The following is a 15,293-nucleotide window of genomic DNA, read 5'->3' as shown; positions in this document are numbered from 1 at the left end:
GATGGCTAAAGGTAATATATATTTCGGAATCTGGAAAATCGGGCTGATGAGTTTGAATGGATGACAAATGTATTTTATGAAAAATTAATAAAAGCAGACAGCCTTACCGGATTTATCCGATGAGGCTGTCTGATAGTTATTGAATAGCCGGTTTTTTCTGAGCCGGTTGCTTATTCGGCTTTAGGTTCGGCGGGTTCTGCTTTTGCGGGTTCTGCTTTAGCAGGTTTGGTTTTTGCTTTTTCAGCTTTGGGTTTTTCGGCTTTGGCTTTGGGGGCTTTTGGGGCTTTGGCAGGTTTTTCGGCTTCTGCTTTGGCGGGCTTTGCTGCTTTGGCTTTGCGGTTTTTTGCTGCTGCGGCTTCTTCGGCTGCTTTTTCGCGGAGGAGGTGCTCTTCGTTGAAGTGTTCGATGTTTTTGCGCATTGATTCAGCTTCTTTGTTGAGTACTTCGATTTCGCGTTCCTGGTTGCGGATGGTGGTCAGGAGTGAGCTGAGTTCTTCGTTGTCGATCGACATGGGGTATTGTTCTTCAACGCGGACTATGAAGTCGGCGAGGACGTTCATGTAGTTTGTGAATGCGTCGAAGGGTGTGTCGTAGGGTGAGAACTGTGAGTGGACCGATCCGTCGTGCATGTTTTTGGTTGACATGTAGAAGAAGTGGTCGGCTGCCTGGAGGTAGTACCAGTCTTGTTTGAGGCGGCGGTCCTGGCAGAGGCGTACGCGTTCGCTGACGGAGTAGAGTTTTTGGAAGGCTTCGTTCTGGAGCTGGTTGCCGAGCCATGCCGAGGTGTCGCGTGCTTCGTCGGCCCATGAGATGGGGTGGAGGATGGAGAGTTCGGCTACGGGTTTGAGTTTGGTTACGGCTGTGGTGGGTGTCCAGAAGTCTATTCCGCGTTCTTCGGCGAAGCGTGGGAGGGCCTCAAGGAATTGGAAGATGCCTGTTTCACGCGGTTGGAAGTCGCCGAAGACTTCGAGGTTCATGAAGAGGTTGATGATCTGTTCTTCCTGTGGGGTGGATGCGATCCAGTCGATGTATTTGTCGGCTGTGAGGGGGTAGTCTTCCCAGGATGTGTTGCTGAAGCGGTCGGAGATGTCGTCGCTGAGTTTGTCGTTTTTGAGGAGGATTTTGAGTTTGGGTGCTGATGCGGCGCTGTAGATGTAGTTAGGCGATTTCCATCCGAGGATATGTTTGGCTCCTTCGGTGATTACGCCTTTGTAGCCCATGCTCTGGATGAGCGGTGCGAGTTCGTCGCTGTAGATGAGCTCGGTGTTTCGGAGGACTTTGGGAGTCTGTCCGAAGAGTTCTTTGATTTTTTCGTCGTGGACTTTGACCTGGTTGATGAATTCGTCGGGGTCGGCGAGCGATGATAGTGAGTGGGCGTAGGTTTCGGCGAGGAATTCGACGCAGCCTGTTTCGGCGAGTTTTTTGAGCAGGTCGATGAATTCGGGGACGTATTGTTCGAATTGTTCGAGTGCTGTTCCGGTTACGGAGATGGCGCATTTGAATTTGCCTTTTGATGCTTCGATCATCCGTAGGAGGCTTTCGGCTGCGGGGATGTAGCTGCGGTGGGCTATGCGGGTGATGATGTCGTCATTGGCGAAGTCGTCGTAGTAGTAGTGGTCGTTGCCTATGTCGAAGAAGCGATATCTTTTCAGACGGAACGGCTGGTGGATCTGAAAGTAGAAACAGATTGCTTTCATGAGTTTTTTATGTTTTGGGGCGGCTGTGCCTGTTTGTTGTGGAGAAAGGGGCCGCTTTATTTGTTTAAGACCTTGTTATATATATCAATCACTTTCTGGCCGGCTTTGTCCCAGGTTATGCGGTTGACTTCGGCGAGGCCGTCTTCGCGCAGCTGGTTGTACATTGCGGGGTAGGTTACGATTGAGTTGATGGCGTCGGCCATTGCGTCGATGTCCCAGTAGTCGGTTTTGATGACGTTTGTCAGGATTTCGGCGCAGCCGCTCTGCTTTGAGATGATGGATGGTACTCCCATCTGCATTGCTTCGAGGGGTGAGATGCCGAATGGCTCGGAGACTGAGGGCATGACGTAGACGTCAGATGCTTTGAGCATTTCGTAGACCTGGGCGCCTTTCTGGAAGCCGGGGAAGTGGAAGCGGTCAGCGATTCCGCGTTCGGCTGCGAGGAGGATCATTTTGTTCATCATGTCGCCGCTGCCTGCCATGACGAAGCGTACGTTGGGGTTGTTCTTGAGGACTTTGGCTGCGGTTTCGACGAAGTATTCGGGTCCTTTCTGCATTGTGATTCGGCCGAGGAAGGTCACCACTTTGTCTTTGCTCTTGTGTTCGGGAACGTTGAGCTGTTCGGGTGTGAGCGGTGTGACGGCGTTGTGGACGGTGGTGACTTTTGCGGGGTCGATTCCGTAGTGGTTGATGACGGTGTCACGGGTGAGGTTCGAGACTGTTATTATGTGGTCGGCGTGGGTCATTCCGTCTTTTTCGATTCCGAACACTGTGGGGTTTGGTTTGCCTCGTGAGCGGTCGAATTCGGTGGCGTGGACGTGGATGACGAGCGGTTTGCCTGAAACCTGTTTGGCGTGGATGCCTGCGGGGTAGGTGAGCCAGTCGTGAGAGTGGATTATGTCGAAGTCGACTGTGCGGGCTATGACTCCGGCGCAGATGGAGTAGTTGTTGATTTCTTCGACGAGGTTGTCGGGGTAGCGTCCGGAGAATTCGATGCAGCCGAGGTCGTTGGTGCGCATGTAGTTGAAGTCGGCGTAGATGTGATCGCGCAGGCGGTAGTAGAGGTCGGGGTCCATTACGTTGCCTATGCGGTCCTGGACGTACTGGCGGTCGACGTCGCGCCATACGATGGGTACCTGCGACATTCCGATGATGTTGGCGAAGTGTTTTTCTTCGTCGCCGAACGGTTTGGGTATAACGAATGTGATGTCCATGTCACCACACTCCCACATACCCTTAGTGAGACCGTAGCTGGCGGTTCCGAGGCCGCCGAGGATGTGAGGGGGAAATTCCCATCCGAACATTAAAGCTTTCATGGGCGTGTGATGATTAGTCCATTATGAATTTCTTGAGTGTGGTGAGCGTGCGTAGCACTTCGGCTATGTTGGTCACGTGGCTGATGGCGCCTCGGCCTGAGAAGGGTGGGTTGGCGTCGTAGAGCTGTGAGAGGGAGCCGATGCATCCGTTTGACATTTCGTCTTCGAAGCCGATGAGCATTCGGTCGATGTAGCTGACTCCGCTCATGCCGAATACTTTGAGGTAGGCGTCGGAGTAGAAGCCCATGAGCCAGGGGCGTGCGGGGCCGTTGTGGAGTGCCATTTCGCGTTCTTCGGGCGATCCGAGGTAGCTTGGGCGGTAGCCGTAGCTTTTTGGGGAGAGGGTGCGGAGGCCTTTGGGGGTGAGGAGTTCGCGGGTGACGATGTCGAGCACGCTTTTGCGCTGGCGGCGGTCAAGCGGGCTGTAGTCGAGGCCGATGGCTATTGCCATGTTGGGGCGCACGGAGGGGTCGGCGTAGGTGCCGTTGACGTAGTCGTAGAGGTAGCCGAAGTCGTTGAGGAATGTGGCGATGAATGGCTGAGCCATTTTTTCAGCGGCTTCGCGAAAGCGGGTTTCATCGGGGGTGCCTTCGGCGAGGCGTGAGGCGAAGATGAGGGCGTTGTACCAAAGGGCGTTGAATTCGGCGAGGAGGCCTGAGCGGGGGACTATGGGGTGTCCGCCGAGGGAGGCGTTCATCCATGACATGGGTTTTTCGGTGCCTTCGGTGTTTACCATTCCGTTGCTGTCGACTTTGAGGAGGGGGTGTCGCTGGGAGAGGATGAAGTTGAGGATGTCACGTACTTCGGGGAGGTATTTTGCGGAGGCGTCTTCGCGTCCGTAGGCTTTGGCATATTGCTGGAGTGACCAGATAGCCCAGAGTGGTATGTCGGGGAGGTCGATGCCGTTGATGCGGCTGTCGAGCTCGCCTGTGGCCATGAAGTGGCGGAGTGCCTTGAGCGATGTGGCTGCGATTTTTTCGAAGTCTTCGCGGTGGTTTATGGCTATCGTGGCTCCTGGGAGGGCCATGAAGGTGTTGCGGGCGAGTATTTTGCCCCAAGGGTAGCCTGAGAGGAGATACATGCTGTCGCCGTCATTGAGGTAGCATTGCTTGACTGCGTTTTTCAGGCAGTTGAAGAATGATGAGCGGCATGTGCGCTGTGCGATCTCTTTTTCATACATTCTGGCGAGTGAGCGGGGTGAGACTTCGCTTAGTCCGGCTGAGAAGATGATTGATTCGCCTTTTTTGATGGGGACTTCGAAGTAGCCGGGAACCCAGAGGTCTTCTGAGTAGGGTACTCCGCGTTCGAGGTCTTTGACGTATTCGAATCCGTTGTACCAGTTGGGTTCGTAGGTCCAGGTTGGTTTGTGGCTGAACTGCATGTAGAGTGTCGGGTAGCCTGGGTAGAGGCATGCCGAGACGCCGTTGTCGATCTGTGGTATTGTCTGGTCGAGGGCGTTGTTTGCGATGCAGAGTTCGTTGGCGTCGCGGAAGGCGAGCACCGGGCGGAAGCGGAGTGTGGTCGGAGAGTGTGCTTCAACGAGGGTGTAGCGGATGAGCAGGCGGTTTTCGTTGGAGATGAAGATCTTTTCTTTGGTGAGGATCACGCCTCCGACTCTGTAGGTGGTGCGGGGCACGTTTTCGCAGTCGAATTCGCGTATGTATTTGTGGCCGTTTGGGCTCATGACTCCTCCGCGGTAGCGGTGAAGCGCGAGGTTGAAGGGGACGCCGTGCTGGTAGACTGTTTCGTCGAGTGACGATAGCAGCACGTGCCAGGAGTTGCCCAGCTCGGGGACGGGGACAACGAGCAGGCCGTGTTGCTTGCGGGTGTTGCAATCCACTATCGTCGTACAGTGATAGGCTCCCGACTGATTAGTGCGGAGCATTTCCTTTGGAAGTGACTGCTCCAGATTAATCATGAGTTTTTTATCAAATTTAAGATAGCTCATGTAAGGGAATAGATATAGATTATGATGTTAGATTCCTGACGGATGATATTAGAACTTAGAACTGATGCGCTTCGCGCGGAGCTGAGGAGGGTTTACGGAAGGCATTGGATTTATTTAAGTCACGAATTTAACCTATTGTCTTGATAAAAGCAAATTTTGTGGTGAAAAAAGTTAAAATCGGGCTGAAGGGTGTTGGAGGGCTATGTTGTAGAACATCAACGGGCTTTCCGGTGGTATAAAAAAGAACTTCCGGACTGTTTGTCTTTGAAAAAGACTGTCAGCCCGGAAGCGGTATATTTTTTTTCAGTGTCCTGAAGGATTTTCCTCTGATTTTCTTATTTGAGGACGTCCTTCACAGCGTCATTGGGAACCATCTGTTCCTGGAAGGTGTAGGCACCGGTCTTCGCCGACTTAACGACCTTGATGACCTTGCTGTAAGTGCGGCCTTCGCCTTTTTGCAGAGATGCAACGGTTTTCTTTGCCATGAGTCAGTGAATTATTTGATTTCTTTGTGAACGGTAACTTTCTTGAGGATGGGGTTGTATTTCTTCAACTCCAGGCGTTCGGTGGTGTTCTTGCGGTTCTTGGTGGTGATGTAACGCGAAGTACCGGGCATGCCCGATGCCTTGTGTTCGGTACATTCGAGGATGACCTGAACGCGGTTGCCTTTAGCTTTCTTTGCCATCTTCTTATAAAATGTCTAAGTATTTGATTTCAGTTATATAACCCTTTGCGGCTGCTTCTTTGATGGCAGCGTCGAGGCCTTTCTTGTTGATGGTGCGGAGGCCTGCGGCTGAGATGGTGAGAGTGATCCAAGCTTGCTCCTCAACCCAGAAGAATTTCTTGTTGAAGAGATTTACATCGAACTTGCGCTTGGTGCGACGCTTTGAGTGCGACACATTGTTGCCCACCATTGCTTTCTTGCCTGTGATCTGACAAACTTTTGACATGGCTGTTGGTTTTTATCTCTTTGTTGTTTACTAATAATTTTTAGTCACGGCGTCTTGTGGCCGCCATCTCAATTCTCATATCAAGGCTAAGTGCATCATTCTTAACCTCTTTTCAAGGATGTGCCACAAAACTCGGCTGCAAAGTTAAGAATTTATTCCCGCTTTGCCAAGCGGAATTCAAACTTTTTAGGTGGCCATCACATATTTTAACTAATCTTTATAGTGCTGAGATGGCGCGCGGTTGTGGTTTCCGCGCGCCATCTCAGGATATGTGTGCGGTGGCTTCTGTGAAGCTGATTCCGCAGAGGAGGGTGGATTATTCTTCGTATTTCTTCACGATGACGGTGGCGTTGTGGCCGCCGAAGCCGAATGAGTTAGAGAGGGCCGCGCGGACGGGGCGGTTTTCGGCTTTGTTGAAGGTGAAGTTGAGGGTGTAGTCGATGTTTTCGTCGTTGTCTCCTTCCTCGTGGTTGATGGTCGGGGGCACGATGTCGTTCTTGACGGAGAGTACCGAGAACATGGCTTCGAGCGCGCCGGTGGCTCCGAGCAGGTGGCCGGTCATCGACTTGGTTGAGCTGATGTTGAGCTTGTGGGCCTGTTCGCCGAACACTTCTACAATGGCTTTGACTTCGGAGATGTCGCCTACTGGGGTCGATGTGCCGTGCACGTTGATGTAGTCGATGTCTTCGGGCTTCATGCCTGCGTCTTCGAGGGCGTTGCGCATCGAGAGGATGGCGCCGAGGCCTTCGGGGTGGGTTGCGGTGAGGTGATATGCGTCAGCGCTCATGCCTCCGCCGGCTACTTCGGCGTAGATCTTGGCGCCGCGGGCTTTGGCGTGTTCGAGTTCTTCGAGGATGAGCACTACCGAGCCTTCGCCCATGACGAAGCCGTCGCGCGAGGCGCTGAAGGGGCGTGATGCGTGTTCCGGGTCATCGTTGCGGGTAGAGAGGGCGTGCATTGAGTTGAAGCCGCCCACACCTGCGGGGTAGATGGCTGCTTCGGCGCCGCCGGTCACAAACACGTCGGCCTTGCCGAGGCGGATGAGGTTGAAGGCATCGATGATGGCGTTGTTTGACGATGCGCAGGCCGATACCACGCCGAAGTTGGGGCCGTGGTAGTTATACTCCATCGAGATGTGGCCCGAAGCGATGTCGGCGATCATCTTGGGGATGAAGAAGGGGTTGTATTTGGGGCCTTGCTGGGGGCCGTTGAGAGCGTAGTAACCGGCTTCTTCCTCGAATGTGTGGAGGCCGCCGATGCCGGCTGCCACGATTACGCCCACGCGGTTGCGGTCGAGGTTTGCGGCTTCCTCGATGCCTGAGTCGGCAACGGCCTGACGGGCTGCCACCATAGCATACTGGGCGTAGAGGTCGAGCTGACGCAGTTTCTTGCGGTCGAAGTGGTCATTGGGGTTGAAATCCTTGACCTCGCAGGCGAACTGGGTCTTGAACTGCGAAGCGTCAAAGTGGGTGATGGGAGCGGCTCCGCTCTTTCCGGCTACGGCGTTGAGCCAGGTGGTTTCAACATCGTTGCCTATAGGGGTGATGGCGCCGAGTCCGGTCACCACTACTCTTTTAAGTTCCATTGGCAAAATGAATTTCGTAAGGGGGTGTTATGTGGAGGAAAGTTTCTGAGGGGAGGGGGTTAATTGAGAAGAAGGCTCCACCGCGCTGGTTTTATTGGCGTGGGGAGCCTTTTTTTGGCTCGGTCAGAGCGCGGGCTGTGAGCTCGCAGACCGGTTTTTACTTCTGAGTGTTAGCCGCGATGTATTCGATAGCGTTCTGTACGGTGCTGATCTTTTCGGCCTGGTCATCGGGGATAGTGATGCCGAATTCTTTCTCGAATTCCATGATGAGTTCTACGGTGTCGAGGCTGTCTGCGCCAAGATCTTTAGTGAATTCAGCGGTTTCGGTTACTTCGTTTTCGTCAACACCGAGCTTATCAACGATGATAGCTTTAACTCGAGATGCAATTTCAGACATAGTTTTAATTTTGTGAGTTGATTAGTAATTTCTTGATTGGAATCGCAAAAATTTTTACATTTGCGGTGCAAAGGTAATTATTTTTTGTCAACTTCGCACACAACAAACGTATAAAGATGTTAATTAAGCTCCTTTTTGGTCGCTTTTTGGTGCCTTTCGCCGATTCATTGGCCTCTTTGGGCGATTAGGATTGTGGCCGGATGTTACAAACTTGTTACGTTCCTTGCGTGTTACCTCTGTGAATGCTCTCCCCCCTCTCTCTGCGGGCCGGTTTCTTCTGTCAGGGCCGGCAGATATGCCACATATATTATATATAATACACACTTTATTAGGATTATGGAAAGAAAATACTGTTTCCTCGCCTCGGCCGCTCTCGCGCTTGCCCTGACGGCCTGCGGAGGTTCCGGATCAGGCCGGAAGGCCGATGCCGGGCTCATCAACGAATTTCAGGTCAGCGAGATTCTGATGACGGCTGACAAGGACTATCGCATCTCGATGGACTACGGCGATGCATATCTTGAACTCTACACTTCGATCCACTGGCCCGAACGGCTGGGCTCAAATGATATAAGCGTCCTTCAGGACTCGCTGCTGTATTTTGCCTACGGTGACACCGCCGTCACTGACATCAGAGCCGCCATCAGAGCCTATCTCGACAACACTTCTATTGTAGAGGGTATAAAGTCTGTCACCGAGGTCGACTCGCTCCCGGCCGACACGATGACCTATTTCAACAATGTCACGGCCTCGGTTATGGAGGTCAACGAGGATATGGCCACCTATCAGGTGGTTTCGTCGACCTATCTTGGCGGCGCCCACCCCATGACCTCCGTGCGTCCCTTCACCTACTCCTTCGCGCAGGGTCAGGTGCTCGGTTTCGACAATATGTTTCTGCCCGGCGTGACGGCTGATTCCATAATGCCTGTGATACGCACGGCGCTTGCCCGGCAGCTTTCAGTTCCGGTCGACGCTCTTGACCGCGGGGGCATCTTTGTCTCGCAGCTGACCTATCCCGGCAAGCCCTACATTGCGTCAAACACTCTCTATTTCCACTACGACCCCTATGAGATCGGTCCCTACGCTCTTGGGCCTGTAGATGTGGCGGTCTACCCCGACGAGGTCGACCGTTTCCTCCGACCCGACGTTAAGAGCCTTTTCGACCAGGGCTTCTGACCGCATCTCGCGCATAGCCTCATACACGCTGCGCGTGCTGAGGCCGGATGGATGCGCTCAGAGGCCGGATGGACGTGCAGAGAATCCGGATGGTGATGTCCGCCAGGACATCGGTTTACTCGTAGCCCGTGACACCGGAGCGTAAAGCGCGCAGGTGTCATGGGTTTGCGATACATCTCGGCATGTGGTGTCCGGCCGAGGACACCGATTTACCGCTCCGGATGGCGTGCCTCCGCATTATCGCACTCTTTCTGGGGCGGAATTTTGTATCTTTGCGGAAGTTCTTTCCGATGTTTTAACAACCGCTTTTTGTGCCATTGCCCGGTTTTATGTCAATTAGTGCGTTTTGGAAGTGCTGTTTTATGTCAAATAGTGCGTTTTGGAGGTGTCGTTTTATGTCAATTAGTGCGTTTTGGGGGTGTTGTTTTATGTCAATTAGTGCGTTTTGCCTATTCTGAATCTTTGTGATCCGGACTGTTAATTCCCTGTCGGGATATTGACTTTTTTAAGAATTGTTTGTAATTTTGCATGCCGACTTAACGGTTGTTTTGAATACAACTTCTTAGCAGAGCCCGCGCGTGTGGGTCATGCGGGAGGGAGGCAGTCTTGCTCCGGCGCCATGCCGTGGGCAAGGACATACTGAAAAAAGCGTTTACTTGCGCTTCTGTTCTTGACCTCTTGAAATCTGGCAGTTTCAAAATCATAGTCAGGACTGATGCAATGGTAGATGCTCATGGATATGTAATCGGCATCCGATGGCTGAGGTGTGACCCTGTGAGGGGTCTTGCCTTTGGTCTATCGTATGCATGCATATTTGCGTGGGCTCTGCACATTGCTCGTCTTACTATGATGGGCACATGCCAGAGCCTCAAGAGGTGGGACGAGCAATTGTTCGGCACCCATGCTTTTTGTTTTCTCATAGTCCCGTCAGGGGTGTCGGCTGGACATATATCAGACCAATCACACACATCTTTATGCCGACCAATCTTTTTTCTGCAGTTGGATTTAAAGACTATCTGTGCAGGCGCATGTTGCCTCAGAGTGCCGACAGCACCATGTCGCGCATCCGCTCTCTCCGTCCGGCAGGCTTGAAAGAGCTACCGGCCGACACTGACCTGCTTCAGTGGCTCTGCGGACAGCTTGAAGAAAATCCGTCGCCGTCATACGCCCGTAGCCTCATAGACGGCATTATCGAGACTGTTTTATTATCATCGCCCGACAGCGAAAACCAACGCACACTCGCCGACCGCCTCACCGCTCTAAGGCGTTTCCGTGACTACGCCGATGCAGTGCTCATGGCAGATGATGAAGCTGACGATGAAGCCGATGCCGCTTCCGGCGATCTCCCCGAAGAGGCCGAGTTGCAGCAGCTGCCGGCATCCGCCCTGGTGCCCCAGGGCATAGCGCCGGTGCCTGCCGGAATCCACTGGATATCGGTGCGTGAAACGACTGTGGACCCCTTCATTGGAAAAGCTCCGCAGTCAGTGCGCGGCAAATTCCGCGGGCGTCTCGTCACCCAGTCGCGCAAGGGTGGCACCACCGTACCCTTCCCGCTGAAAGCGGTGCGGTCTATCTTCCACAATGCTGAAGACTTCGAACGAAATTCTCCCACCGGACTCTTGCTCTCGCATAAAGCTTGGTTGGATGCGTGGAAAGCCGAGATTGACGATGTCATTGAAACTATCACCGACCGCATACTCTTCTATGTGGCCGAGGATCGGAGAGATCCCCGCGGATTCACCCGTCTGCCCGACGGAATGTGGGCCTATACATTGGCTTCGATTGACGAGATCGGCATTGACAGTGCAGGCCACGTTTACATAAAGCTTTTCGGCTCGACCGATGAGAGTCCGTTGATCCATCAGGTCTATTCGTTCGATTTCTCATCAAAGGCCTGGAGTCCGATGACCGGTGTCTTTACGCTTAGGCAGATCGACCTTGACCATGATCCGGAGATGCAGGAGATACTGCGCCGTCTGGCCCCCGGACTGCAGGCCATGCAGGCACTGAAGGCTCTTGGAGTGACTCCCCGAACCACTGTAGCCCAGCTCCGCAATCTTTGGCCGCAGATCGAGCCCCTGCTGTCCGGCCTGCACTGCGAGACTCTGCGCATATTGTCGTTCTACAATATCGATGCCATGCTGCACATCCACAACAGCCGCAAGCAGATCAGCAAGTCATCGGCAGGAATAATTTAAACATAAAAAACAATCAAAAAACGTTATATGAAAAAGTTAATTTTGCTATTGCTGACAATAATTTCCGGTTTGTCGGCAAGAAGCGCAATTATTGTATATGATGGCATTAGATATTATATTAGGATATAATGATTGATTATCAGTATATTGCGATTTGTGGGGTGTACTAAATAGGTACTGAATGAGATAATAAGAGAAGATTATTAGAATTAATTTATGGATTTTTAAGGCATGTTAGTTATATTTAATTCGATTCTTTTTCGCAATATCACTCCAAATTTGAGGTTTTGAATAGCAAGGCAATGAGAAAAAATCGTTAATTTTGCAGTCGAATTGGCATCGGTCAGTTCACGACATTCTGGAAAATAAGAAGCGTTATGCTATCTTGTAAAATGAAAACGTAGGAAATTTTCAACCTGATACAAGAGATGGCATAGTGGTTCTCACGCATATAGCGTGGGCTGCTATTGTTACATCTGTATCAAAGGTTTCCTACGACCCTCATTTTAGACGTGGCATAGTTGGCTCACGTTTTCTTGTAATCTATAATGGCTCTTGAGTCAACGAGCTAATGAAAATTTAGCCTTAGTTTAATGTGGACGAACTCGACGCCTTAGATACATACAACGGGTACACCGAACATGATATGTGGGTGGATTTCGATAACTTCGAGAACACCGGCTCGCCCAATGTTTTATGAACCCGACCTTGAAATTTTTTTGTATAACCTTAATGACTGGGACTAATGTATATTTTTTTGTTCCCCTCATTTCTATTATAATTTTTCTGCCTTTATGCTCGGAGCATTAGTTTCATTCTTACTTATTTACGCGATCTATGTTTTTATAGATTGGCTACGTAATTCAAAAAAAACTTTTAAGCCTCATGTCGCTTCTCACAAGAGGATTGCTCGAACTATTTGGATATACTGCGTTTTTTTGATTGCGGTTGCTATTACAATGGTTAGTTTTACTGATTTCAACCGCCAAAGATTTTACCGACCAATGTATGGTCAGTATAAGGGTTGGTATTTCCCATATGGCCATTACTCTAATTTACGCATAGGTGATATTCGAGATAAGACTGAAGTTTATGATAGATGGAAAACAATTCATACGCCATTGCTATTGGGGCGCAATTGGGAGGAACTTCCAAATGAAGAACCGCACACTCCATACTCACGTATTTTAAGTTCCATTCATACTTATAATTCTGATAGCAATTCTGAATTGTATGGTAGGGGAATCATTCTTCGCGTTTATGATTTGGACTCTGAAATTATTGATTCACAGGAAAATGGAAAATCGATTTATCAGTATTATATTGACGCTTTAGTATCTGATTCATCTTTTTATAAACATTCTGAGAATTTTTCTCCTAATTTAGCAATTGAAACACCTGTCTATATGACGGTTTCTGTGGGTGACGATTATCCTCCTATATTTAAGAAGCATATAACTATCTTTGCTAATAATCGTGCATATGAACTAAACTTTTATGTTGATGAGAAAGTAGAACGGCCTGCAAAATCCAATACTTTTGACTTTTTAGATGCTGAATTTCTCAATATCGCAAAGGAATTAGACCTACATTCTTATAAAGAATGGCAGGAACAGGAATCTCAATATAATAGAAATCTAAAAATAAAATGTGCTATTTTCATCGCACTATATTTACTTTGTATAGTAGGGGCAATTTGTTTTGCGCTCCGTTATTATCGCAATATAGGCAATGTAAATATCAAAGCAGTAAAGATTACTAAGTTTTTTTCAATTGTCAATTTCATAACATTTACAATTCTTGGTATTAGTTTTATTGCAGCCTTTTGCTCTATAAATCACGAACATATTACGGAGATATATCAATACCGTTTTGCTGCTTTTATAAATGATGAATATGCTGCCACATCCGTTTTGTGCTATGGGGCATATTTCCTCTTATTGATAATACCTACTAACAGGTTTTATATCAAGAGTTATACGCAGCCTACTCCTAGGGAATCCAAACCTAAATCTAAGCACAGTTTATTATATTGGATAGTTCGTCCATTTGTTTTATTATCAAAACTCTTTTCAAAAAGCACGAAAGCAATTAAAGAAGAATATAATAAGCAAATATCCGACAATAATTGATTTTTGGAGTTGTGGCATCGCCACCGCGCTTTCGTGTATCGAGCCTATGATCTTGACCGTAAGGCTTTAATCCCTAACTCATACAGTGAGCTTCGGCACCACCTAATTGGTGGATCCGAAGCTCACTTATTATTCTATCACTTGGAATTTACAGTCATCGTCGGATTCCGCCGCGCTGTTTGGGTTCGGGTTGTCGGAAGCCCATCCTTTCAATGAGTTTGCGAGCCATGTCGCGGAACCACTGAAAGACACTGACGCCGTCAATCTTCAGGATGAAACAGTGTTTCTTATCAGGATCACGTTCAAGTTTCGCCTCTGAGTGTTCGGTGGAGAATCTTTGACTATGTTCGGGTGAGTACAACGATCCTTGGAAAGGAACAGATTGTTGAGCGATTATTCTTTGAGTAAAACTATCCGGAAATCCGATATGCTTGCAGTATCTTGCCCAAATAAGCAGGTCGGGTACATCTGGAAAGTATTTCTCAATGTCAGCCTTATATTCGGCATAGTCGGAATCATAAGCAACTGACATTTTGTACGCTTCAAGAGCCGATACTTCCTTTGAGAGCTTTTCTTTCGATGTTTCAAGACCTTTGTATTCTTCAATCATTCCAACGACAGTCTCTTTCAGTGTCGAATTATACTCAACAAGCAATTTCTTATCCTTGGCAAGTTGAGCGTTCTCGTCGGTCAGCTGCTTGTTTGCGGCCTTGGATTCGATGATTGTCTTTTCAATCCAGCGGTTGCCCATTTCGAGTTCAGCCTTACGTTTCTCCAAAGATTGGGTTTCGGTATCAAGCTGCTCTTTCTCGGTGGTAAGAGTCACCACATCCTGCTCCAGATCCTTTTTCTTGATTTGGCATTTACGGTAATATTCGTGCTGGTCAACGTGGCGGGCTTCGGAGCCACGGATGCCACGTTCCAGCCCGAATCGTTCCATTGCCTCGGCATAGGTGTCCTGAAAGTGCGTGAGGTTTTCACGGGTCATAATGCTGTCGGCACTCAATCTGGGAGCGTTGCCCGACTTGGTACGGTAACGCTTCCGGGCTTTCGCTTCGCTCGCCTTTTTCTTTCTCTCGGTGGTGACTATCGGCACGACCGTGACATGAAGGTGCGGTGTCTGCTCGTCCATGTGGAGGTGTGCGCCGACTACATTTTCTTCTCCGAATGTTTCCTTTGCCCAGCGGACACTTGACTCCGCCCAATCGTCGAGCCTACCTTCATCGGCTAAACGTCGCAGTGCATCGCCGTCGGATGACAGCAGGACGTTGAGGGCAAGCACCTGGTTCTTGCCAATCTTCCGTGTCAGTCCGGCATGGTCAAGTCGATGCTGGATTGCCTCGCCCAGACCGTCAACACCATCGGGATATTTGATGAAATCATCACGGTTGAGATGGCGCAGTTCGGGGTGGGCATTGTCGGGCTGGGTGCTTCGCTCGATGTGTCGGGCGATGGCGGTGCATGAACCGCTTGCCTTCATTATGTGGAGTACGGCGTAACTCATAGGCAAGCGTGTTTATTTTGTGGAACAATCGGAGTGTACGGCTTCTCATTAAGCCGTATCGGGGTTTTCAAAGGGGATGTCCCCTTTGGCTCAGTAGGGACATTTTCAGCGTATCGGAACGATATGCGGCTCGGAAAATTCCCTAATGAGCTAAGGAATTTCCGGATGGCGTAATTTCCGTGCCGCCACTGCACAGATGGTACTGCACTGCCATAGCAGTGGTACACCGATATAACCATTGCAATGACTGCAATGGATTTTGCAACGAAAAAAGAATGTTTCACGGGATTTCAGTTTTTGATTTTACCCTTGGCACAATTGACATTCTGGCACAGACGGGATGGGTAGGCATCTCCGTCAGAAATGCCAGAGTGCCAAAAATGCCAAGGGGTG

Annotated in this window: 12 protein-coding genes; 3 read left to right on the top strand and 9 right to left on the bottom strand. The window is 50.0% G+C overall.

What is annotated here, in order from left to right:
• Positions 1-170 precede the first annotated feature (170 nt).
• The 8 genes from FDZ78_RS04580 to FDZ78_RS04545 form a co-directional block, all read right to left on the bottom strand.
• Complete coding sequence (locus FDZ78_RS04580) at positions 171-1,697, bottom strand: glycoside hydrolase family 57 protein (protein ID WP_136408096.1); 1,527 nt, start codon at positions 1,695-1,697, stop codon at positions 171-173.
• A gap of 56 nt (positions 1,698-1,753) precedes the next feature.
• The gene (locus tag FDZ78_RS04575; RefSeq protein ID WP_123398287.1) at positions 1,754-3,013 is read right to left on the bottom strand and encodes a glycosyltransferase family 4 protein; all 1,260 of its coding nucleotides are present in this window, start codon (positions 3,011-3,013) and stop codon (positions 1,754-1,756) included.
• A 13-nt stretch (positions 3,014-3,026) separates the two neighbouring features.
• Complete coding sequence (locus tag FDZ78_RS04570) at positions 3,027-4,961, bottom strand: glycogen debranching enzyme N-terminal domain-containing protein (RefSeq protein WP_137426180.1); 1,935 nt, start codon at positions 4,959-4,961, stop codon at positions 3,027-3,029.
• 335 nt (positions 4,962-5,296) lie between these two features.
• On the bottom strand, positions 5,297-5,446 hold the full coding sequence (locus FDZ78_RS04565; RefSeq protein ID WP_107033240.1) for a DUF4295 domain-containing protein: 150 nt from the start codon (positions 5,444-5,446) through the stop codon (positions 5,297-5,299).
• An 11-nt stretch (positions 5,447-5,457) separates the two neighbouring features.
• Positions 5,458-5,646 carry a 50S ribosomal protein L33 gene (rpmG, locus tag FDZ78_RS04560; RefSeq protein WP_107033239.1) on the bottom strand — a complete coding sequence of 63 codons (189 nt, stop codon included), beginning with the start codon at positions 5,644-5,646 and terminating at the stop codon, positions 5,458-5,460.
• A gap of 4 nt (positions 5,647-5,650) precedes the next feature.
• Entirely contained in the window at positions 5,651-5,911 is a 261-nt protein-coding gene (gene rpmB / locus FDZ78_RS04555; protein WP_107033238.1) for a 50S ribosomal protein L28, read from the bottom strand.
• 316 nt (positions 5,912-6,227) lie between these two features.
• Positions 6,228-7,496 carry a beta-ketoacyl-ACP synthase II gene (fabF, locus tag FDZ78_RS04550; RefSeq protein WP_107033237.1) on the bottom strand — a complete coding sequence of 423 codons (1,269 nt, stop codon included), beginning with the start codon at positions 7,494-7,496 and terminating at the stop codon, positions 6,228-6,230.
• Between the two features lie 157 nt (positions 7,497-7,653).
• Positions 7,654-7,893 carry an acyl carrier protein gene (locus tag FDZ78_RS04545; RefSeq protein ID WP_107033236.1) on the bottom strand — a complete coding sequence of 80 codons (240 nt, stop codon included), beginning with the start codon at positions 7,891-7,893 and terminating at the stop codon, positions 7,654-7,656.
• Between the two features lie 336 nt (positions 7,894-8,229).
• Between FDZ78_RS04545 and FDZ78_RS04540 the strand changes: the two genes are divergently transcribed.
• The 3 genes from FDZ78_RS04540 (at position 8,230) to FDZ78_RS04525 (ending at position 13,396) form a co-directional block, all read left to right on the top strand.
• Positions 8,230-9,066 (top strand): RsiV family protein, encoded by an 837-nt coding sequence (locus tag FDZ78_RS04540; RefSeq protein WP_136408095.1) that lies wholly within the window; start codon positions 8,230-8,232, stop codon positions 9,064-9,066.
• Positions 9,067-10,040: 974 nt separating this feature from the next.
• Positions 10,041-11,264: a hypothetical protein gene (locus FDZ78_RS04535; protein ID WP_124075697.1), complete on the top strand. Its 1,224-nt coding sequence runs from the start codon at positions 10,041-10,043 to the stop codon at positions 11,262-11,264.
• 794 nt (positions 11,265-12,058) lie between these two features.
• Complete coding sequence (locus FDZ78_RS04525; RefSeq protein WP_124075696.1) at positions 12,059-13,396, top strand: hypothetical protein; 1,338 nt, start codon at positions 12,059-12,061, stop codon at positions 13,394-13,396.
• Between the two features lie 154 nt (positions 13,397-13,550).
• Here the strand turns inward: FDZ78_RS04525 and mobV are convergent, their stop codons facing one another.
• Positions 13,551-14,900 carry a MobV family relaxase gene (gene mobV, locus FDZ78_RS04520; RefSeq protein WP_124075695.1) on the bottom strand — a complete coding sequence of 450 codons (1,350 nt, stop codon included), beginning with the start codon at positions 14,898-14,900 and terminating at the stop codon, positions 13,551-13,553.
• Positions 14,901-15,293 lie beyond the last annotated feature (393 nt).

Origin of the sequence: Duncaniella sp. B8 (genome assembly GCF_005304985.1) — a bacterium.
Taxonomy (GTDB): Bacteria; Bacteroidota; Bacteroidia; order Bacteroidales; family Muribaculaceae; genus Duncaniella; species Duncaniella muris.
Note: the sequence above shows the minus strand (reverse complement) of the source record. Positions and strands in the feature narration are given on the sequence as shown.